General features: G+C 57.0%; 21 protein-coding genes and 1 other annotated feature. Of the genes, 5 read left to right on the top strand and 16 right to left on the bottom strand.

Going from position 1 to position 19,405, the window contains the following annotated elements; genetic code table 11:
- Positions 1-88 (bottom strand) — a sequence feature (5S ribosomal RNA rRNA prediction is too short).
- Between the two features lie 55 nt (positions 89-143).
- Together E3E27_RS10255 and E3E27_RS10250 are read left to right on the top strand one after the other, a co-directional pair.
- A complete protein-coding gene (locus tag E3E27_RS10255) occupies positions 144-1,664 on the top strand; it encodes a hypothetical protein (protein ID WP_167774488.1) in 1,521 nt (506 codons plus the stop codon).
- A gap of 4 nt (positions 1,665-1,668) precedes the next feature.
- A complete protein-coding gene (locus tag E3E27_RS10250; RefSeq protein ID WP_167774487.1) occupies positions 1,669-2,031 on the top strand; it encodes a ribonuclease P protein component 4 in 363 nt (120 codons plus the stop codon).
- A gap of 58 nt (positions 2,032-2,089) precedes the next feature.
- Here E3E27_RS10250 and E3E27_RS10245 read toward each other — a convergent pair whose 3' ends face one another.
- Both E3E27_RS10245 and E3E27_RS10240 read right to left on the bottom strand, forming a co-directional pair.
- Complete coding sequence (locus tag E3E27_RS10245) at positions 2,090-3,247, bottom strand: cell wall-binding repeat-containing protein (protein WP_014789355.1); 1,158 nt, start codon at positions 3,245-3,247, stop codon at positions 2,090-2,092.
- Positions 3,248-3,470: 223 nt separating this feature from the next.
- Positions 3,471-4,046 carry a cyclase family protein gene (locus tag E3E27_RS10240; RefSeq protein ID WP_167774516.1) on the bottom strand — a complete coding sequence of 192 codons (576 nt, stop codon included), beginning with the start codon at positions 4,044-4,046 and terminating at the stop codon, positions 3,471-3,473.
- A gap of 53 nt (positions 4,047-4,099) precedes the next feature.
- Between E3E27_RS10240 and E3E27_RS10235 the strand changes: the two genes are divergently transcribed.
- Complete coding sequence (locus E3E27_RS10235; protein WP_167774515.1) at positions 4,100-5,365, top strand: adenosylhomocysteinase; 1,266 nt, start codon at positions 4,100-4,102, stop codon at positions 5,363-5,365.
- A 2-nt stretch (positions 5,366-5,367) separates the two neighbouring features.
- On the opposite strand, the gene E3E27_RS10230 is transcribed toward E3E27_RS10235, so the two are convergent.
- The 10 genes from E3E27_RS10230 to E3E27_RS10185 all read right to left on the bottom strand — a co-directional run bounded on the left by E3E27_RS10230 (position 5,368) and on the right by E3E27_RS10185 (position 15,178).
- Entirely contained in the window at positions 5,368-6,243 is an 876-nt protein-coding gene (locus E3E27_RS10230; RefSeq protein WP_167774486.1) for a hypothetical protein, read from the bottom strand.
- Positions 6,233-7,489 (bottom strand): DUF58 domain-containing protein, encoded by a 1,257-nt coding sequence (locus tag E3E27_RS10225; RefSeq protein ID WP_167774485.1) that lies wholly within the window; start codon positions 7,487-7,489, stop codon positions 6,233-6,235. The genes E3E27_RS10230 and E3E27_RS10225 overlap by 11 nt, the downstream gene beginning before the upstream one ends.
- A complete protein-coding gene (locus E3E27_RS10220) occupies positions 7,477-8,310 on the bottom strand; it encodes a hypothetical protein (RefSeq protein ID WP_167774484.1) in 834 nt (277 codons plus the stop codon). Before E3E27_RS10220 ends, E3E27_RS10225 begins: the two co-directional genes overlap by 13 nt.
- Entirely contained in the window at positions 8,307-10,208 is a 1,902-nt protein-coding gene (locus E3E27_RS10215) for a DUF4129 domain-containing protein (RefSeq protein WP_167774483.1), read from the bottom strand. Before E3E27_RS10215 ends, E3E27_RS10220 begins: the two co-directional genes overlap by 4 nt.
- Positions 10,205-11,173, bottom strand: coding sequence for an AAA family ATPase (locus E3E27_RS10210; RefSeq protein WP_371731592.1), 969 nt, complete (start codon positions 11,171-11,173; stop codon positions 10,205-10,207). The genes E3E27_RS10215 and E3E27_RS10210 overlap by 4 nt, the downstream gene beginning before the upstream one ends.
- A 212-nt stretch (positions 11,174-11,385) precedes the next feature.
- Positions 11,386-12,420 (bottom strand): tungstate ABC transporter ATP-binding protein WtpC, encoded by a 1,035-nt coding sequence (wtpC, locus tag E3E27_RS10205; protein ID WP_167774481.1) that lies wholly within the window; start codon positions 12,418-12,420, stop codon positions 11,386-11,388.
- On the bottom strand, positions 12,413-13,159 hold the full coding sequence (gene wtpB / locus E3E27_RS10200; protein WP_167774480.1) for a tungstate ABC transporter permease WtpB: 747 nt from the start codon (positions 13,157-13,159) through the stop codon (positions 12,413-12,415). The genes wtpC and wtpB overlap by 8 nt, the downstream gene beginning before the upstream one ends.
- A 39-nt stretch (positions 13,160-13,198) precedes the next feature.
- Complete coding sequence (gene wtpA, locus E3E27_RS10195; RefSeq protein WP_167774514.1) at positions 13,199-14,236, bottom strand: tungstate ABC transporter substrate-binding protein WtpA; 1,038 nt, start codon at positions 14,234-14,236, stop codon at positions 13,199-13,201.
- Positions 14,237-14,296: 60 nt separating this feature from the next.
- Positions 14,297-14,860: an HD family hydrolase gene (locus E3E27_RS10190; protein WP_167774479.1), complete on the bottom strand. Its 564-nt coding sequence runs from the start codon at positions 14,858-14,860 to the stop codon at positions 14,297-14,299.
- A 3-nt stretch (positions 14,861-14,863) separates the two neighbouring features.
- Positions 14,864-15,178 carry a GTP-binding protein gene (locus E3E27_RS10185; RefSeq protein ID WP_014789338.1) on the bottom strand — a complete coding sequence of 105 codons (315 nt, stop codon included), beginning with the start codon at positions 15,176-15,178 and terminating at the stop codon, positions 14,864-14,866.
- A gap of 49 nt (positions 15,179-15,227) precedes the next feature.
- Between E3E27_RS10185 and E3E27_RS10180 the strand changes: the two genes are divergently transcribed.
- Entirely contained in the window at positions 15,228-15,785 is a 558-nt protein-coding gene (locus E3E27_RS10180) for an Era-like GTP-binding protein (protein WP_014789337.1), read from the top strand.
- On the opposite strand, the gene E3E27_RS10175 is transcribed toward E3E27_RS10180, so the two are convergent.
- The 3 genes from E3E27_RS10175 to E3E27_RS10165 are packed head-to-tail and all read right to left on the bottom strand — an operon-like array spanning position 15,786 to position 17,763.
- A complete protein-coding gene (locus tag E3E27_RS10175; RefSeq protein ID WP_167774513.1) occupies positions 15,786-16,208 on the bottom strand; it encodes a secondary thiamine-phosphate synthase enzyme YjbQ in 423 nt (140 codons plus the stop codon). It lies immediately after the preceding gene.
- A gap of 5 nt (positions 16,209-16,213) precedes the next feature.
- Positions 16,214-16,501, bottom strand: coding sequence for a hypothetical protein (locus tag E3E27_RS10170; protein WP_014789335.1), 288 nt, complete (start codon positions 16,499-16,501; stop codon positions 16,214-16,216).
- Entirely contained in the window at positions 16,480-17,763 is a 1,284-nt protein-coding gene (locus tag E3E27_RS10165; protein WP_167774478.1) for a prenyltransferase, read from the bottom strand. Before E3E27_RS10165 ends, E3E27_RS10170 begins: the two co-directional genes overlap by 22 nt.
- A gap of 115 nt (positions 17,764-17,878) precedes the next feature.
- Here E3E27_RS10165 and E3E27_RS10160 point away from each other — a divergent pair, with 115 nt between their 5' ends.
- A complete protein-coding gene (locus tag E3E27_RS10160; protein WP_167774477.1) occupies positions 17,879-18,979 on the top strand; it encodes a TRM11 family methyltransferase in 1,101 nt (366 codons plus the stop codon).
- On the opposite strand, the gene E3E27_RS10155 is transcribed toward E3E27_RS10160, so the two are convergent.
- A complete protein-coding gene (locus E3E27_RS10155) occupies positions 18,976-19,401 on the bottom strand; it encodes a CoA-binding protein (RefSeq protein WP_167774476.1) in 426 nt (141 codons plus the stop codon). The two genes, E3E27_RS10160 and E3E27_RS10155, sit on opposite strands and share 4 nt — an antisense overlap.
- Positions 19,402-19,405: the final 4 nt, after the last annotated feature.

The following is a 19,405-nucleotide window of genomic DNA, read 5'->3' as shown; positions in this document are numbered from 1 at the left end:
GGAGGGCAGTACACCCGGGATCGCTGGCGGGCTTAACTTCCGGGGTCGAAACGAGACCGGGTGTGACCCCGCCGCTATGACCGCCGTACCGATACATACCTGCCGCGGAGGGTTTATAAAGTTTACGGTCAAAGTGGGCATCGATGGAGGGGGAAATACTGGAACTGTTGAGGCTGGAGAGAGCGAGAGAACCGCTCAGTCCGGGGAAAAGGCTAAGAGAGTTTCAAAAGAGGATACAAAGTTTGAAAAACGGCGATGAGGTTGAGGTAGCAGGATTTCTAATCGGGAGGAAACCGCCAGGCGCCCCGCTCGACGGTGCCTACTATCTCCTCTCACCCATTCCGCCCTCGGAGCTCGCGTCGCTCGGGAAGAACGAGTTCAGGACGTACCTGGTAATCAGAGCCACTGAGATGACCAAGATGAAGGGCGAGGTCAGGCCGGGAAGCCACGTCTTGGTCAGGGGCATCACCGACGCCTATCCCTGGGGCAACCTCAGAATGGTGCACGCAAAGGAAATAGAGGGAAGAGACTACTCGGACTACTGGAGGGACTACAGCGAGTTCGCTCTCAGCGGGCGTGAGGTGGGGGAGCTGTTTGAGAACACCGTTTACCTGCGCGATGACATGAGGAAAGCCCTCATCTACTCCCTCTTCGGCGTGCCCTACACCCCCCTACCGGAGACGCGGAGCTGGGGGGAGGGCTTTGGGTACACGGTCTACCGGTACGGGGAAGGAACGGGCCTCCTGGCCCTGTGGAAGGCCCTGAAGTACCTCTACAAGGGCCTGCCCTGGGAAGTGAGGCTGAGCAGGAAGAGGGTCATCGAGACCGAGGATCCGCTCCTGGGAATCGATTTTAGACTGGGCAACCCGAACGGGAGCGACGTGAAGTACTACACGCCCCTCACCAAGAAGGCCCTCTCAGCCCTGCCCAAGTGGGTGGAACCCTTCCTGACGGGCAAGAGGTCGATAGGATTAATTCCCGAGAACCGCGAGCCGAACCCGCGGGACGCGCTGGCAAGGATATCGGAGACACCCTTCGTCCTGGTGCCGTGGGAGGAGAAGCCTTACTTCGAGGAGAGTAGAGAGTTCCGCCAGCTCCTCCCCAACCTCCTGGTCACCGTGTTCCTCCACAGGGCAAAGGTTACTTCCCTTGGGGGCGAGGTGATGCGGGAGTTCAGGGAGAGGTACATTGAACTCAGGGAGTGGGGAAGGAGGGAGTACGGGAGGGAGTTCGAGGTTCTGAGCGTGCCATCGAGTTTCCTCAACAACAGAACCCGCTACGTTCTCGATGCGAGGCTCTTCGGAGCGGTGAGCAGGTTCCGGGGGGAGCCCGGGAGGCGAGTGGTCAGGGAAGTGGTGGGAATAAGCGAGGCCATAATAAACGACTGGGCCGTCGTCATCAAGGAGAACCCCGAAATCCTAATATCCCTCGAGCGGGAGTACGAGAGGTACGTTCCTCGGGACGTCAGGGCACAGAGGGCGCTCATGCTTATATACGACATCGCGGCCACGAGCACTGAGGGCGAGATGACCGCGGAGGAGGTCGTTCGGACCCTCGTGAGCCGCGGGTTCAGCAGGACGGACGCCCTTGAACTGCTGGAGAGGTTCATAAAAACCGGATACCTTTACGAGCCGTTCCCCGGAAAGCTCAAGCTGGTGCGGTGATAGAATGGGAAAGAAGTTCATCAGGCAGAGGGAGCAGAGGGAAAAGAGGAGAATAGCCCGGGAGAGAATCGAGACGCTCTTCACGCTGGCGGAGAGGGCCTTCCCCTACGAGCCGGAGCTGGCCAACAGGTACGTGGAGATAGCGTTAGCGGTTCAGCAGAAGGCAAGGATAAGAATGCCGAGGAAGTGGAAGAGGCGGTACTGCAGGCGGTGCCACTCGTTCCTCGTTCCCGGAAAGAACGCCCGCGTCAGGCTCAGGAGCAGGCCGTACCCCCACGTGGTGGTCAAGTGCCTCAACTGCGGTCACATAATGCGCTACCCGTACCTGAGGGAGAAGAAGGAGAAAAGAAAGGGGGTGGGGCGTTAGGTTATTTTAGCCCCTGATTTGAGCCTAGGAAGGCGTTGGTGGTGCCCAGCGTGAATCCTCAAGGGCCGAACTTTCCAGGCCCGCGTGAGCCCGGCACGTTTGCCCTTATCGCGTCTCGGCCGCTGGTGTAGGCCTCGCGCAGCATAGTCTTTATCTGGTTCATCATCTCCTTGGCTTCATCGTACTGACCGTTCTTTATGGCCTCCTTGAGCTGCTCCATCAGGGCGTTTATGGCGCTCACGTCTATGCCAGCCTTTTCCATCACCCTTATCTGGGCCTCCAGCTTCTCCATCTCCACCTCAAGCGCGAGCCTCTGGTTGGTTTTCATGGCGACCCTCATCTCACCGTTTGCCATCTTGAGGGCAAATTCCGTCTGAGCCTGGAGCTTAACCAAGGTTCCATAGGCTTCTTCGTACCGTCCCTCCTGGATACTCTGGTTAGCGGTCTCCATGAGCCGCTCCATCAGACGAACCTGCTCCATCAGCCCCGTGGAGTTGGTGACGTTCGCTATCGCCTCAATCTCCATCAGCCTCTCCCTCACCTGCTCCATTAGCATAAGAACGTCCTCCCTGGTGACGTTGGCCCTGACCTCTTTGGAGGTGCAGTTGCAGGCGCGGAGCTGGTTCTTGACCTGTTCCATCACGGTCTCGGAGGCGTTGGTGGAAATCAAAGTCACGTTCCTGACCTGGAGTCTCTCCATCAGGCGGGTCACGTTGGTGCTGGCGTTCACGTAGGTTATCATGGCACCGTTCTGAACGGCTATCCTAAGGGCGTTCCGAATGGCGAGGGTGTCGTTGCCGGCAACGACAACGCTTCCGTTGAACTGGAGCTGGAACCTGACCTGGGCCTGTTCCATCACCATAATGTTGGTCTCGTACCTGTTCTGGCCGCCCCAGCGTTCAACGGTTATCCCCAGCTCCTGAAGGTCACTGACGTACTCCTCCACGACGGCCTCAGGACCGCCGATTATGATGACCTCGTCCGGGGCGTAGCTCATGATCTCAGCCGTAACGTTCGGGTCGTAAGTTCCCCACGTCGTCGTGACAACCACAGCCCCCGTCTCGTTGGCGAGGTACTCCGCAATGGCCTTATCGGCCGCGTTGTCGCTCACGAGTATGACTGTCACGCTCGTCTCAGCACTGACGCTGCTGATCGTGAACGGCATCGCCAACATCAGCAGTCCGAACAGGACCGCCACCACTTTCTTACCCATCATAGCTCTTCACCTCGGTCCTCCCTATGAGAAAAGCCTTATTTAAGCTTTTTTCAGGAAATCGTCAATTTAAGTTGGCGATTGTTTAGAAAAAAGCTCTGAAAATCGGTTTCCATTTTTTAACCGTTAATGAAGGTTTTACAACGTTTAATTGCGTTTAACGAAAGCCCGTCGAGGTTAAAACGCGGAAAGAAAGAAGAATCTGTGGCAGTTCATCAAACCCCGTTCAATCCCGTCCTATAATGGCCACGGCCCGGACGGGACTTCCCGAGCCGCCCTCTATTCTCAGGGGGAGACCCACGAAGGTGAACCTCCTGCCGATGAGGGAATCAAGGTTGACGAGGTTCTCGAAGATGGGGACCTCTTCACTCAGGAGTATCCTGTGGACGGCCTCATCGCCGATGCTCATCGCGTCGGTACCCACGGCTTTTACACCCTCTGCCACTAGGAAGAGCGCCACCTCGGGCGAAAGCTCCCTGCCGCCCGTCAGGAACAGGACGATCCTGTCATAGTAGCCAGAGTCGGGTATCTCATCGAGCCTGACATTTCCATCGCCGTTCCTGACGTCCAGAACGAGACCCTCCCCCATGAAGCGTTCGAGGGGCATCTCGTCGATGGTTCTGCCGTCGGGAACGAAGTGGGCCGGAGCATCGACGTGGGTTCCGGTGTGCTCGCCCATCTTCAGAACGTTCATGTAGTAGCCGTCCCTGTCGATGACCGCCCAGAGCCTGACGCTCACCGGCGGGTCGTCTGGATAGACGGACGTGTCCTCGGAGATTGGGACGGAGAGATCGATTATCATAGCCACACCAACCCTTTTTAACCCTCCAGATTAAAAACCCTGCGGTGATGGCCGTGGAATGCACGAAGGACTACTGCGTCAAGGACATCTCCCTCGCCCCGAGCGGGGAGAAAAAAATTGACTGGGTGTCAAGGTTCATGCCGGTCCTTCAGCATATAAGGGCCGATTTCGAGGAGAAGAAGCCATTCAAAGGGATAAGGATAGCGACCACGCTACACCTTGAGATGAAGACCGCTTTTCTGCTCCTAACCCTGAAAGCGGGCGGTGCAGAGGTTTCAGCAGCGGCGAGCAATCCGCTGTCAACGCAGGACGACGTCGTCGCGGCTCTGGCAAAGGCAGGGGTGAAGGTCTACGCGATTCGGGGAGAGAGCCGGGAGGAGTACTACGAGAACATGCACCGCGCTCTGGACATAAGGCCCAACATCATCATCGACGACGGGGCAGACATGATAAGCGTTGTCCACAGGGAAAGGACGGAGCTTATCGACGAAATCTGGGGCGCGAGCGAGGAAACCACAACCGGCGTCATAAGGCTCCGCGCGATGGAAAGGGACGGCGTGCTGAAGTTTCCGATAATAGCGGTGAACGACAGCTACACGAAATACCTCTTCGACAACCGCTACGGGACGGGACAATCGACCTGGGACGGAATAATAAGAACCACCAACCTTCTGGTGGCAGGCAAGAACGTCGTCGTTGTCGGCTACGGCTGGTGCGGAAGGGGCATAGCGATGCGCGCCCGGGGACTGGGAGCGACGGTCATAGTTGTGGAGGTCGACCCGATTAGAGCGTTAGAAGCGAGAATGGACGGGTTCCTCGTCATGGACATGAAGGAGGCCGCTAAGATAGGCGACATCTTCGTTACATCAACGGGCAACATAAAGTGTATTCGCAGGGAGCACTTCGAGCTGATGAAGGACGGCGTTATAATGGCTAACGCGGGCCACTTCGACGTGGAGATATGGAAGCCGGACCTAGAGGCACTAGCCGTTGAGATAAGCGAGCCAAGGCCCAACATCACCGAGTACAAGCTGGCAGATGGAAGGAGGCTGTACCTCCTAGCGGAGGGCAGGCTGGTGAACCTCGCCGCGGCCGACGGCCACCCGGCGGAGATAATGGACATGAGCTTCGCCCTGCAGGCGAAAGCGGCAGAATACATAAAGGAGAATCACGAAAAGCTTGAGCCAAAGGTTTACGTCCTTCCAAGGGAGATCGACGAAATGGTGGCGAGAATCAAGCTGAGAGCGATGGGAATAAGGATTGAGGAGCTCACGGAGGAGCAGAGGAAGTACCTTGAGAGCTGGGAGCACGGAACTTGATCTTAGGCCATAAAGAGAACGTATCTCTTGCCCCCCTCCACCCACTCTTTTTCCTTCGTGAGAATCCGAGTCTCCCAGGGGGATCTAAGCACCACCACCGCAGGAACGCCCTCCTCCCAGCCAAGCCTGAGCAGAACGGGCCTTTTTACCGGTGAACCACCCATCAAACCAAGCGTAATCCCCCTCTCGTCCCTGCCGAGGTACTCGACGGTGAAAGAATCGCCCGCCGTCATGTACGTCCTCAGCACGAGAAACGTTTCGGAGGCATCTTCCAGCTTCTCCCCCTTGGCCCGGGAGAACGAAGAGGCCACCGCAACCGCCGCACCCAGCAGGAACGGTGTGAGGAGATAGAAAGGGAAGGCCCTTTCGGGCAATTCTGCCCAGGAGCTCCAGCGGAGGACCAGGAAAAGGTAGCCCGCGCCGAGGGGAACCGGAAAGAGAGCTTCCTTAATGGCAGATAACGCGGAGGATTCAAGCTCTTCCCGAGATATTCCGGCGCGTAATGCCGTCTCGCTTTCCTGAGTTATCCAGTCAATGTGACTGACAATCAGCAGGACGGTGATGTAGAGAACTCCTCCCAGCGTGTACCCTGTGAGCAGTCCCACTGGAAGTCCGTAGAGGGAGGGGAGGAGGTACAGGGCGAACTGAATTCCAACGGTCTTCAGAGCGCTCTCCGCGAACAGGTAAAGGCCCAGGGAAAGAAGAGCAGAGACCAGAAGCAGGAGAGGAAACGGGGGAATCCAAACCCCGATGAGCTCGTGAAGGTAAGCAGATACCAGGAAACCCCCCGTTCGGTGGGAGAACAGCCACGCCAAGGGAAGGGAAGAGACCGCCACCAGGAGGTACTCAACACGGCGGAGCGAAAGCTCAAAGCGCACTGAAAACACCCCCCACGACCTTTTTCACAGCCACTCCAACGTCCTCCCCCAGTGGATTCCAGTGAACCACCGATGCCTTTAGGCCCTCGGAGAGTCCTTCCTTGTGGAGGGCAGAGAGCGCGAGCGGAACGTCTCCAAACTGCCCGTACGGATTAACGTCCACCACCACTACCCTACAGTCGAACGCGGTCCTGAGCCTCTCGATGGCGTTTTTGACATCATCAAGGTTGTAGGGGGTCAGATTGGTCACGAGAACAGCCACCGCCACCCCTCCCCTCACCGAGGTTCTGGAGCGCTCAACCGCAAGGGGAAGCGATTCCTCGTGGTGGACCGACGGGCCAGCGGACAGCACGGCCCGGGCGAACGTTGATACCGCCTGAACCCCGCTTCTCGGCGTGATAATCCTCCGGGAGCCCACGAGATAGAGGCCCACCTTGAAGTCGTTTCTGAGGAGAAGGCTCACGAGGGACATAACGAGACCCAAGGAGCTTTCAAGAGAGCCATGGAAAGCGCTTCCAACCGCCGTACTCTCCGTCGTGTCCAGGTAAACCATCACGGTGGCGCGTCCTTCGGGCTCGTACTCATTGACGAGAACCTTCCCAAGCCGCGCGGTTGCTTTCCAGTTTATCGTCCTGAGAGAATCCCCAGGCCGGTACTCCCTTATCTCCCTGAAGTCCGTCGAAGTCGGCCCCAGAGGTGCCACGTGGTTCGAGGCCCTCCTCTCCCTGGTCCGGAGCTTTGAAAGAATCAGCCTCCGAATCCCGCCAACCCTGGGATAAGCCTCGATCTCCACCTCCTCCCCGGCCAGAACGTAGGTTCCGTCCTTTATCCCCAGAAAGTCCCGCCCTATTACCTCAACCGGCGAAAGGGAGTGGGAACCCTTTTTTAGGGGGTGGATCTTATAGCTGTACTCCACGACCAGCCTTTTCCCGGGCTTCTTGAAGAAGACGTGCCTGTTCTTTCCCACCACCTCCAGCCCGGGCGAGGTGACGTCTCCAATGAACACGAAGCCGGAACCTCCCTCGACCACTAGGCGAACCCTAACTTCCGCCGTCCCCCCCACAGCCAGCTTTCTGCTCCCAACGTCCCTCTCGACGACGATGCCGGAGGGAGGTTCCGAGAGAATGCCGTAAACAAGAACCGACGCTGGGATAAAGCTGGCGTAGGCCAGCCCGACGACGCCCGTTAGGATTGCCAGCGAGAACGGGGCCAGGGTGAGCAGAACCAGCCACGTCAGCCGTTCCATTTCCCGATCCCCCCGTGGGCTTCGAGCCTCTTGACCAGCTCCTGAACCAGCAGGGCCCTCCTTTCCTTCTCTTCCTCTGCCTTCTTTTCAACCAGCCAGGGAGGTGCCAGAGGGGAAACGGGGGATTCCCGGTAATTGGCAACGGGCCGTATTATCTCCTCAAGGTGGGAATCGTAAAGTCTCTTCGGGGAGTTCCTTATGATGAACACCAGCAGAGGCGCCCGGTCACCCTTCTCGACGAACGCCCTCACTACCCGCCCCAGGTCCCTGGAGTAGGTGTCCTTCCTTGGCTCCAGGTCGGGTAGGGGCAGTAGGCCCATCTCCCTTCTGCCAGTTCTCTTCGAGGAGACGTAGCTCGAGACAAGGTATACCAGATAAAGCACGGCCAGGGAGGTGAAGAGGTATGAAACGAGCACGAACGAGGAACCTCTGGAGGGATAGGCGAGCATAAACGATGATATCGCCCCAACGGCCGTAACCCCAAGGAAGTTCCTCTCGAGAAAGTCGTTTTCGTACCGGACGCGGAGAACGTAGGCGATGAGGTAAACGATGGCCACCCAGGCAAGGAACGACACCGCAAAGAGCCGGAACCACGAGTCGGAGCGGAACAGGAAAATCGCAAGCGACATTATGGCAAAACCAAGACTCCTGGCCAGTAGATCCCTGTACCTCTCGACGTATTTTGCCGTTCCGGCAACTGCCGCACCGGCACCGAAGAGCAGGCCAGTATGAAAGTCCATGGACATGAACCCCAAGACGCTCCAGGTGAACATGTTACTCGCGAAGCTCCTGAGTTCGTCGCTTATTCTAAGTTTAGTCATTCAACCACCCCCAGTTCCCTCAACTCCTCGAGGAGAGCGATGAAATCGTCCTTCCCAACCGGGTGTTCCGAGTACCTTGCCCTGACGAAGACCCGGGTGATCCCGCGCAGAGGTTTTCCGTCGAGACCCCTCTCCTCAAGCAGGTGCTCGATCTCAATGGGCGTCATAGGTCTCTCCGGAACGCCGTTGGAGGAAGCGAACGGAAGGAAGTGAAGCTCGTAGGCCTTAATCACCGCCTCCCTCGGGGGGAGGACGTACAGCTCGATCTCCTGACCTCCAGCGGAAAGGACGTGGCGGCCCTCTCCAAGCTCCAGCGTGAACTCCCTTCCGAATCCCAGCGATTCGCCGTCGAGGAACAGCTCCGCCTCGTCAGAGAGGGAAACCTTAACCGCCTCACCCGGAAGAAACACCCTGCGCGAGGGCTTCAAGAACTCCACTCTCCCCACTGACAGCTTAAGCTGTGGAACGAGCCTCAGCTCGGCCCGTTTCTTCGAGTAGACGCTGTATCCTGCACCGGCGATAGCGATGACTGCCAACAGCGGGAACAGCACCCTAAAGATTCCGGCGAAGGCCTTCAAAAGCCCAAGGAGCCTTTCAAGGAGAGATGGACCTTCCGCCTTGGTAGAGGGCCCGTCCCCAACAGCGAGCTGAACGGTCTCGTTGATTGGGAGGTAGTAGGCGCTTCCACCGTACATAACTCTGATGGAGGTTACGTTCTCCTGGGTCAGGTTGAGGGTCACGTAGCCCTCGTCGTCGGTTTTCAGCGTGAGAACCTCGGAACCCACGGACAGGGTTACGGCCTCGTTGGCGAGGGGGACGTCCCTCCAGTAGAGACTGAGCCTCAGAGTTCCGTTTTCAAGCCTCGCCGACACCTCGGGTTTTCGCCTGATCACCATAAGGGGATCGCTGTTCGAGGGGTAAGCCATGTAACCCCGGTAGTAGGCGATGACGTGATAGCTGCCCGGCGGCTGTCCCGGCCCTATGAAGCCCTTGACCTCGAACCTGCCGTTCCTGACGGTGCTCTGGCCCAGGAAAATTCCCGCTTTTCCCTTGGTCTCGTTCAGGGTTATCCAGACGACCCCACCATCAACGGGGCTTCCATCGGGATACCGGACGGTCCCCCTGACGGTGACCCAGATCGAACCGTCTCCCCCCACAACCGCGGGATAGTCCGTTATCTCAACGATGGGTTTTTCGAGCAGTGCCACCCACATCAGGAGCGCCACCGTCCCGTTCGTGGAATTGACCGTGACGAAAAAGGGGTAATATCCTGGCCTCATCGACCTGTCCACTGGACCCAGGCTGTACCTGTGAATCCTGTACCCATTTTCCTCCTCCACCGACTCCTCCTCGACCGGGAGCGCACTGAAAACGCTAACTGTCCCGCCGGGGGAGTTTTCCCTGAACTCCAGACTTGCGCTCCGCAGGTAGGTCATCAGGACGAGGGGCCTGTCAGTATCAACGGTAAAGGGAGCGGGGTTGATCCCCTTGAGCATGGTAACTCCCCTCTGAGAGTACACCCTGGGCACGTAGTAGACGCCGTCGTACCAGACCACCATGTTTTCAGGCTCGCGGTTCGGAAGGACCGGCAGACTCTTGGCAGGCCCATCTGTGCAGACTAGCATCGGGTCGTCCGGGAGAACCGCCACAGGGCAATCGACGTGTATGTTGGAGGGCTTAAAGGTAAAGTCCGAGTTCGGAAAGCCGGCCCTGAAAGAGAAGACGCCCCCAGAGGAGGGACGGCCCTCCTCACCCGGCCTGTCTGAGAACAGTGCATCTAACAGACTCCTGGTCAGGCCTCCCTCTGGGCCCGCATAGGGGAGCGTGGAGTAGCCGAGCGTGAGGGTAGCCAGAAACACCATTGTGAGGAGGAGAAGCGCGGCGCGTTCCCCCTTCATTTTTCCTCGCCCTTGGGCACGGGGGTTTTCTTGAGGGCCTCCCTGACGACCTCCTCTCCACTCACCCCCTCAAAGGCGTACTCAGGCTTGATGACAATCCTATGCGCCAGAACGTCTAGGGCGAAGTCCTTGATGTCGTCGGGGAGCACGAAGTCCCTGCCCTTAAGTAAAGCATTCGCCTTGGCGACTTTCATCAGCGCTATCGCGCCCCTGGGACTCGGGCCGGCCTCCACACGACCGTCGGCACGGGCATTCCTGACGAGTTCGACTATGTACCTCAACAAGTCACCGCTGATGAAGATTTTTCTTTCAACCAGCCCCTGCATCTCAAGGAAGGTTTCCCGATCGATGACTGGCTTCAAATCAACCGTCGGATCGTCCTTGCCCCACTCCAGCCTCGCCTCAAGGATCGCCACCTCGTCCTCCAAACGCTTCGGATAACCCACACGCAAGCGGAGCAGAAAACGATCCAACTGAGCCTCGGGCAATGGGTAAGTCCCCTCAAACTCAATCGGATTCTGGGTTGCAATGACGAAGAAGGGCTTCTCAAGCGGGAAGGTTTCGCCCTCAATCGTCACCTGTCGCTCCTCCATGGCTTCCAGGAGGGCGGATTGGGTTTTTGGAGGTGCGCGGTTTATCTCGTCTGCGAGAAGGACGTTCGTGAAGATTGGGCCTTTAATGAGTTCAAAGGTCCCCTGGTTTTGGCGCCAGACTTTGGTTCCGAGAATGTCGGCAGGGAGTAAGTCTGGAGTGAATTGGACGCGCTTGTAGTTCAATCCTAGAGTCTTGGCGAAGGCTTTGGCTAAAAGCGTCTTCCCCAGTCCGGGGTAATCCTCGAAGAGGACATTCCCATTCACAAGCGCGGCAGCCAGAGTCTTCCTGACGACGACCTCGTTACCAATAAAAACCCTCGATATGGCCTCCATAATCTCCTCGGTGATGGCACCGAACTCCTCAACCACCATCATGGTACGTCCCACCAGCAGTAAGTCATTACTACCAACATTAAAAAGAGGGGAGTTTAAAAGCCTTGCGATGGCCGGGGGTCACTACAGGTCATCGCCGTCCCAGAACTCCATGCACCAGAGCAGGCACTCCCTACTCGCACAGCGGTCGAGCACTATGCAACTGTAGCAATCGCAGTCCTCCGGTGGATTCGGTACCATATTTTTCACCCCTAAAATACATGGAGGGCGCTGGCTTTAAAGCTGACGTAAACCTTCTTTCCCTTGGTTATTCCCATCTCAAGCATCGAGGAGCGAGTTATGAAGGCTCTGAGGTAAAGCCCGCCCACCGCCAGGTGAACCCTGACGAGGGGGCCGAGCTCCTCAACCGACTCAACCACGGCCGCGAATTCGTTTCGGGCGGAGGTTTTTATAGGCTCGAGGGAGAGGATTATATCCTCGGGCCTCAAGCCAACGCGGACCCTGCCCCTGGTCTCGACGGGAAGCTCGATCTCGACCCCGTTGCTTTTGAGAATCCTCCCCTCCGCGGTTCCCTCGATGATGTTCTCGAAGCCGAGGAAGCGTGCAACTTCTTCGCTCGCCGGCCTTGAGAAGACCTCCCTGACCGGGCCGACCTGGACGAGCCTTCCGTCGAGCATCACGCCAACGCGGTCACCCAGGCTTATGGCCTCCTCGAAGGAGTGGGTGACGTGCAGAGCGGTGAAGCCCAGCTCCCTTCTCCAGCGCTTCATCTCGCCTATGAGCTTCGCCCTCGTCTGGACGTCGAGGTTCGCGAAGGGCTCGTCCATCAGAACGAGCGGCGGTTCGATGACGAGGGCCCTCGCTATCGCCACGCGTTGCTGCTCCCCACCGCTCAGTGTTTTTGGCCTGCGGTGGAGGAGATGCTCAATGCCAAGAACCCCCGCGATTTCCCTTACCCTTTTCTCAATCTCGGCCCTTGGCGTCTTCCTCAGCCTCAGGCCAAAGGCTATGTTGTCAAAGACGCTCATGTGAGGAAACAGCGCGTAGTTCTGGGGAATGTAGGCCAGGCCCCTTCTCTCGGGAGGCAGGTCGGTTATGTCCTCACCGTCCAGGAAAACCCTGCCCGAGTCAGGCTCGATTATGCCCGCTATTATCTCAAGGAGCACCGTCTTCCCTGCTCCGCTCGGGCCGAGGATTATGAAGTGCTCTCCCTCGCTCACGTCAAAGCTTATCTCCCTCAGCCGGAACTCCTTCCAGTCCTTGGAGACTCCCTTAACCTCAAGCATTGGCCTTCCTCCCCACGAGCCAGCGCAAGATAACGAAAACTGTGAGGCTCATCACGATTAGAATCACGGAAATCGGCCTCGACGCCCTCAGGCCGTAGTTGTTGAAGTACTCCATGACGAGCACCTGGGCCGTCTTGGGGTAGTAGGCGACTATGAGTATAGCACCGACCTCGCTTATGGCTCTCGCCCACGTCATTATCGCACCGCTCGCTATCGAAGGGAAGGCTATCCGAAGGGCCACTGAGAAGAAGGCCCTTAGCCTCGAGGCGCCCAGGGTTCTGGCTACGTATTCCAGCTCCTCATCGACCGCCAGAAAACCGTCGCGCGCGGCGTTTATGGCAAAGGGTGCCGAGACGAAGAGCATCGCGGCTATTATGCCGGTGTAGCTGTCGAGAATCGCGCTCGAAAAGGTAACGAGGAGCATTATTCCAACGACGGAATGGGGAATGACTATGGGCACGTCCACGATGGCCTGCACGAGGCTCTTTCCAGGGAACTCCTTCCTCGCCAGAACGTAGCCGAGGGGAACGCCGAAGAGGAGTGCTATAAGCGCGGTTGCAGTCGCTGTTGTGAGGGAGTTGATGAGGGCCTCGATTACGTAGGAGTCGTGGAGGGTCTTGACGAGCATCTCCAGGTCAGCGGCCTGCTTGACCAGTATGACGACCAGCGGGAGGGCTATGTAAACTATGAGGAAGCTCCCCAGGGCAGCGAAGAAGTAGAGGGTATAATCCCTTCCCATCGCAATCCCCTTGAAATTGGAAAGAGGGAAATAAAAACCTCACCCCTCCACCTTGACGAGGGGCTTTATCTCGTCCGGGACGCTGCCGAAGGCAACCGGCGGCCAGATGAAGTCCTGGTGGTTCTCCTGGAAGATTCTCTTCCCGTTCTCGCCGAGGAGGTACTTGAGGAACTCCATAGCCAGCTCCCTGTTGGGCGCGTCCTTCGGAACGGTCACGCCGTAGACTATGGGCTTGGCCGTGATGGTCTTCCCGGTGGAGCCGATGTAGATGCTGACCTTGCCGTAGTAGTCGGCCATCTTGAAGTCCCTGAGGTTTATCTCGTCCGGAAGGGTTATGTAGCTGAGGTTGTGCTGCTCGGCAACGCTCTTGTAAATGAAGTAGTAGTCGAGGCTTCCGCTCTCAACGAGGGCAGTCAAATCGGTCTCCTTTGGCCTGATGACGACCCTGTCGTTCTTTATCTGGATATCCTTGGGGGCAATTACCATAGAACCGTTGGCGTAGATGTTGGTGTTCCTCTCGACCAGGGTCTCGAATATCGGTTTGTCGTAGTAGTAATCGGCCAGCTTCATGACCATGACGCTCCTGTAACCGCAGGGGTCCTGGTTCGGGTCGCTGAAGCCGAAGGAAACGTCGTCCCTCGCGAGTATCTCGTACCACCTATCCGGGTGAGCCTTCATCTCGTCGGCGTACTTGCTGTGCTCCGTGAAGGCTATGACAATCTCGTTGGTGGCGAAGATGGCGTAGAAGTCAGTAAAGTTCGGCATCATAAGCTGGGGAATGAGGGTGTAGTCTGCAACCGCCACTATATCGGCCTTCTTGCCCAGGTCGGTGACCTTCCTCACAGCCATGACGCTCCCACTCGCCTCGTCCTGGAAGGTCACCTTGTAGCCGAGGTTCTCCTCCGCGTATTTGGCAAACTCCTCCTCCAGCTGCTGGAAGGGGACACTCAGCGAGCCGGCGTGGAAGACTATGAGGGTAGTTTCTTTTAGCTCGGAGTTTCCGGAGCCGTTTATACAACCGGCGGCGACAACGGAGAGCACGAGGAGAGCCATAAGTGCAATGCCCTTCCACCTCATTGGAACCACCGATAAGAGGGACAGAAGCGTGTATTTAAACGTTTTGAGTAAACAAAAGGATTAACGTAAACGATTCTGTTTTCTCAAGGCCACGAGCCCCTCCACCAGCTCCCGAAAATGCTCATAAAACTCGCTCTCGCGGAGGGAATCAAGGGCACCCCAGAACTCGTCTAGATTAGAGAAGCCGGCCCTCTCGTACTCGTAGGCCTGGATCAGCATCTCCAGCTTGTCGGCGAACTTGACGAGCCGGCCCTCGAGGCTGAGTTCTTCCTCGTATTCCCTCCAGAGCCTGAAGTACTCCCCCGGCTTCGGCGTCTTTATGAACAGCTCCATCGCAGCCTTCTTCTCGGCTTTTCCCTTGTCGATGTAGTACTGCGCCGTCAGGGGTATATCCGTAATCCTGGCCTCGGCCAGGTCGTGGAGGAGGGCCATTTTCAGGGCCCTCTCAACGTTCACATCGACGCCCTTCACCTTAAGCTCGTCGGCCAGGAAGAGCGTGATAAGGGCAACGCGGTAGCTGTGGTCGGCTATGCTCTCGGGATTCGGGACTCCCCTGAGGAGCCAGCCGGTTCTCGGCAGTCTCTTCAGATTGCCCGCTTCAAGAAGGAGGTCCAAGAGCGGCATTTTTCATTCCTCCGTCGTGAACACCGCCCTCTCGGTCTCGATGGCGCTCGCCATTATGCAGTCACCGAGAAACCTGCCGTAGACCTTCACCCTGTCGCCGGCCCCAATGCATGGACTCCCAGAGAACTCAACACGTATACCGGAAACCTTAAAGGTTGTCCTGTAACCAGGAAGCTCCATGGGGAGGAACTCGACAAGGGGCTTGTCCTCTATCTCTCCCTCAATGACGATGTTCTTGCCCCTGAAGGCCCCGGAATTCAGCTCATCGACCGTGACGATGTAATAGTAATGGTGACCGAGTTTGACCCTCTTGGGCATGCTCATCACCTTTATAGACCGACCCTGAAAGTAGGTGTGGGGTGAGGGTATGATAAAGGTTGCGATTATCGGTGCCGAGAACGTCGGCAAATCAACGCTCATGAACGCCCTCATAGGTGGCAAAGTTTCAGAGGTGGAGAACCTGCCGGGAACCACGAAGGGGATCATAAGGAGGCGCTTCGGCAAGCTCAAGATACCGAAGAGCATGAAGAACCCGCTCGGCGGCGCCGACGAGTTCGTCCTCATAGACACCGCGGGCCTCTTCGACCCGCAGAGGGAGCTGAGGGGAAAGGTGCTGAGCGAAGAGAGGTTCAGAGAAATCCTGAACGAGATAGTCTCCGCGGACGTGATCATTCACATGGTCGATGCCACCGTTGGCCTCCACAGGGGAATGGAAAAGCTCCATCACATGCTCAAGTTCCGGTATGATAAGCCCATAATAGTCGTCATCAACAAGATAGACCTCGTCCCCAGGGAGCGGGTCGAAGAAATCAGGGAGGTCATAAAGAAGCGCCTCGAACAAGAAGCGATACCGCTATCGCTGGTCACATACGAGGGGTTCAACGACCTGCTCGAGAGGCTGGCCTATTACGCCCAGTACGTCTGACTACTCCTCCAGGAACTCGGGGCACGGGCATACCATGACCCGAACCTTTCTGTGCCTCGGACCGTCGAGCTCGACGAAGAGTATCCTCTGCCACGTCCCGAGCTGGAGCTCGGCCTGATCTATGGGAACCACAACCTCCGGATTGAGGAAGAGGCCGGCCCTCAGGTGGGAGTGGGCGTTGCGGTCAATGGTGTCGTGGGCGTAGCCGGCGCCTTTGGGAACGAGATCCTCCATCTTGGCCTTGATGTCCCCGAGGAGGCCTTTCTCAGCCTCGTTTATGAGCAGGCCCGTTGTGGTATGCCCGGTAAACACAACGACGATGCCATGCTTAACGCGGGAGCGGTACACGATGCGCTGAACCTCATCGGTTATGTCGATTATCTCGAACCGCTCCTTCGTCGGAACATCAACCTCAAAGAGCACCCACATCACCCGGGAAGGTTCTTCCGTATCTCCATCAGCAGCTCCTCTGCACCCTTGACCCTGCCCGAAACGACAGCCTTCAACAGCACGGCCGCCTCGTAGGCGTCCATCAGATCCTTGCGGTTGCTCTTCACTATCTCCTCGCGGAGGGTGGAGTAGATCTCCTCAACGGCGTCCCTGAAGAGCACCTCGTCGGAGTAAAGCTCCTTGTCCGTGAGGAGAAGGGATACCATATCGGCTATGAAATCCACCCGACTGCCGTTCCTCTTCCTCAGCGCCTTGAGCCTTTCCACTGCTCAACCCTCCTTGGAAGCTCCTGCTCAAGGGCCTTGACGAGTATTTCGGATATCAGGAGCGATGAGAACTTCGGCTCCCTAACCTCGAGAGCAGCATCGATGGCCCTTTCAACGTCGCCCTTCTTGAGGAAGTGGTGGGCAACGTCAGCCATCACGACCGAACGGAGGCGGGTGTCGCGAAGAATGCTACCTATCTTCATAGCCCCCTCAAGCTCACCCATTATGACGTAGTACCTGGCTATCTTGGCCCATATCTCCTCGCTGGGGGTGCTCTTGCCTATGGCCTTGATTATCTCCCAGTTGCCCAGCTCGGGCTTCTCGAGGATCCTGTTCATCACGGCCCTTCCAACTATCTCGGCCTCGCGCTCGTTGAGGGCCGATATAAACGCCGGCAGGACATCGTGGTCCCTCTCGAGGAGCTCAAGGGCTATCCTGGTCATTACTTCCTCGCCGTTCTCACGGCCCCGTATCAGCTCGATCGCCGGAACTCCCTCTCCGCTGAGGGCAAAGGCCAGGGCCAAGTCCTCGGTGAACTCCTCCCCAAACTTTTCGATCAGTTCCTGAGCGACGGCCTCCAAGGAATCTATGTAGTGGCCGAGAACGTCCCTCTCCTTTAGGTAGAAGGACACCTCCTTGAAGGCCTGTCTGGCCCACTCCTTGACACCTATTGACCTTATCAGAGATATGCCGTTCTCGTAGCTCCCCAGTGCTATGTAGGCTTTTATGATCTCAAGGAGCGCCTTTGAGCGGTGGGGCTCCTCCTCTATGTACTCAAGGGCAAGCTTGCTCTTCCTCAGGCGATAAGCAACCTTGAGCTGCTCCTTCTCTATCATGCGCGTGTTTGCACGGATTATCTCGAGAAGAACGTCATCGCGGAGCTTTACATCCTCTATCTCCAGGGCGTAGGTTATGGCCTCGCCTATCTCCCCAAGGGCCAGCATGTAGCGCGCGGCGGTCGCCATTATAACGTCGCGCTGGGGAGGCGGAAGAATGCGGGAGTCCTCGAGAACCCCCTGATATATCCTCTTGGAGGACTTAAGTCCCGCCCTGTGAAGGGAGTATCCAACCGAAAGGAGGGCGCGGAACATCTTGACCGGATCCTCTATTTCCTTGGCCGTCTCAAGGGCCTTGAGAAAAGCTGTCTTGTAGTTTCTATCCCTCGCCTTCACCAGCCGCTCGCCTATTTTAGCGTAGGTCACGGATTTTATGTAAGGATCAGGAATCACCTCAACGGAAGCGAGGACTTCCTTGACAATCATACTGCATATCCCCCGCAGGATTGTGGATTTTACACACCTTACCATATACTACATTACCAGCTCTTATTAACCTAACCCTCGGAACTTTTTTAAGGGTTCTCTCGAAGAGCGCGGTATGTACGCGGTCATATTCGGTAAGAATCCGGCCCTCAGCGAGGCAGAATTTTATTCATTCGCCAGGAGATTCGACATTAAGGTTAGGCCAATTGAATCCAGTCGTTACTGGTTGTTATTCGAGTCACCAAGTGGAGTGGAAAGATACTTCAACCGGCTCGGCGGCTCCCTCAAGCTCGTGAGAATAGTCGGCGAGGGAGAGGAAGCGATCAAGAATCTCGAATACACCAAGCTCTTCACCGTCAGCCTCTATGGAAGAAACGACTGGAAGCTCTGGAGGAAGCTGGGAAGTGAGATAAAAAGAGAATTCAAGGTTGAGGGCCCCTCCAAGTTCTTCAAGCCTGCCAAGGTTTACTCCATGCCCGCAGAGCTTATCCTCAAGGGTTTTCCCGAGACAAAGGACTTCGTCTTCATCTTTAGAGAAGATGGGAGCTTCCTAGTGGGCGAGACGGTCAAGGTCACCAACCCGTTTGAGCTGAAGAAGCTCGACGTTGAGAGGCCCGTCCAGAGGCCTATCCTTTCGATTCCTCCAAGGCTCGCGAGGATAATGGTGAACCTGACCGAGGTGAGAAAAGGTTCGTTCCTCGACCCCTTCTGTGGGATAGGGACGATTCTCCAGGAGTTCGTCCTCCAGGGGCTTTCAGCTTACGGGAGCGACCGCGATCCCGAGAGGATACGCGAAGCAAAGAGAAACCTCGCCTGGCTGAGGAAGGAGTTCCGCATCAAAAATTCGGCCCACATTGAGGTCTGCGACGCGAGGAAGCTAAAGCGCTGTTTCAGGCAGAGGTTCGACGCGATAGTTACGGAGCCGTACCTCGGGAAGCCACTAAAGGTGAACCCGAGCAGGGGGGAGGCGATAAGGCTCGCCAACGAGCTGGACAGGCTCTACTTCTCGGTTTTCGAGAGCTTTGGCGAGGTCCTCAAGAGGAACGGAAAAGTAGTCTTCGTCTTCCCAGCGTACCGGCTGAAGGACGGGGGAATGTACAGAAAGGAGAGAAAATGGCTGGGCAAGCTTGGCTTCGAAGTCATTGGAAGGTACACCGACTACGAGGAGAGGCACCGTGTAATCAGGGACATTCACGTGCTGAGGTACAGGGGCTAAAGGAGCCTCGCGTGCTCCTGCTTTATGCAGCGGTGGGCCACAGCCCTTAATCCGGCTTCCTTGGCCTTTTTGAACGCTTCCCGGTCGTACGTCCCAAACTGGAACCACACCACCTTCGCCCCCTTCTTTATTGCCTGCTCCACGTAGTCCATTGTAAACTCGGGCCTCACGAAGAGGTCCACTATCTCAACGTCATCGGGGATATCCAGAACGCTCGGGTAGCACTTCCGGCCAAGAACCTCCGAGTAGCGGGGATTAACCGGATAGACTTCGTAGCCGTGTTCAAGAAGATAACGCATCACTTCGTTGGAATCCCTTTCGGGCTTCGGCGATGCTCCAACGAGGGCGATCTTCCGGTACTTCGTCAAAATCTCGTGGATTTCCTCATCGCTCAGCCTATCAACCGGCATTATCCTGACCATGGTA

The organism is Thermococcus sp. MV11 (assembly GCF_012027285.1).
Classification (GTDB): Archaea; Methanobacteriota_B; Thermococci; order Thermococcales; family Thermococcaceae; genus Thermococcus; species Thermococcus cleftensis.
The sequence above is the reverse complement of the archived record's forward strand: the minus strand, read 5'-3'. Positions and strand labels throughout refer to the sequence as shown.

Coding starts and splice junctions, on each gene's coding strand:
- E3E27_RS10160 (WP_167774477.1), top strand. CDS start 17,879: ATGTACGCGGTCATATTCGGTAAGAATCCGGCCCTCAGCGAGGCAGAA.
- E3E27_RS10180 (WP_014789337.1), top strand. CDS start 15,228: ATGATAAAGGTTGCGATTATCGGTGCCGAGAACGTCGGCAAATCAACG.
- wtpA (WP_167774514.1), bottom strand. CDS start 14,236: ATGAGGTGGAAGGGCATTGCACTTATGGCTCTCCTCGTGCTCTCCGTT.
- E3E27_RS10165 (WP_167774478.1), bottom strand. CDS start 17,763: ATGATTGTCAAGGAAGTCCTCGCTTCCGTTGAGGTGATTCCTGATCCT.
- E3E27_RS10215 (WP_167774483.1), bottom strand. CDS start 10,208: ATGAAGGGGGAACGCGCCGCGCTTCTCCTCCTCACAATGGTGTTTCTG.
- E3E27_RS10190 (WP_167774479.1), bottom strand. CDS start 14,860: ATGCCGCTCTTGGACCTCCTTCTTGAAGCGGGCAATCTGAAGAGACTG.
- E3E27_RS10185 (WP_014789338.1), bottom strand. CDS start 15,178: ATGCCCAAGAGGGTCAAACTCGGTCACCATTACTATTACATCGTCACG.
- E3E27_RS10220 (WP_167774484.1), bottom strand. CDS start 8,310: ATGACTAAACTTAGAATAAGCGACGAACTCAGGAGCTTCGCGAGTAAC.
- E3E27_RS10255 (WP_167774488.1), top strand. CDS start 144: ATGGAGGGGGAAATACTGGAACTGTTGAGGCTGGAGAGAGCGAGAGAA.
- E3E27_RS10225 (WP_167774485.1), bottom strand. CDS start 7,489: ATGGAACGGCTGACGTGGCTGGTTCTGCTCACCCTGGCCCCGTTCTCG.
- wtpB (WP_167774480.1), bottom strand. CDS start 13,159: ATGGGAAGGGATTATACCCTCTACTTCTTCGCTGCCCTGGGGAGCTTC.
- E3E27_RS10155 (WP_167774476.1), bottom strand. CDS start 19,401: ATGGTCAGGATAATGCCGGTTGATAGGCTGAGCGATGAGGAAATCCAC.
- E3E27_RS10250 (WP_167774487.1), top strand. CDS start 1,669: ATGGGAAAGAAGTTCATCAGGCAGAGGGAGCAGAGGGAAAAGAGGAGA.
- E3E27_RS10245 (WP_014789355.1), bottom strand. CDS start 3,247: ATGATGGGTAAGAAAGTGGTGGCGGTCCTGTTCGGACTGCTGATGTTG.
- E3E27_RS10240 (WP_167774516.1), bottom strand. CDS start 4,046: ATGATAATCGATCTCTCCGTCCCAATCTCCGAGGACACGTCCGTCTAT.
- E3E27_RS10210 (WP_371731592.1), bottom strand. CDS start 11,173: ATGGTGGTTGAGGAGTTCGGTGCCATCACCGAGGAGATTATGGAGGCC.
- wtpC (WP_167774481.1), bottom strand. CDS start 12,420: ATGCTTGAGGTTAAGGGAGTCTCCAAGGACTGGAAGGAGTTCCGGCTG.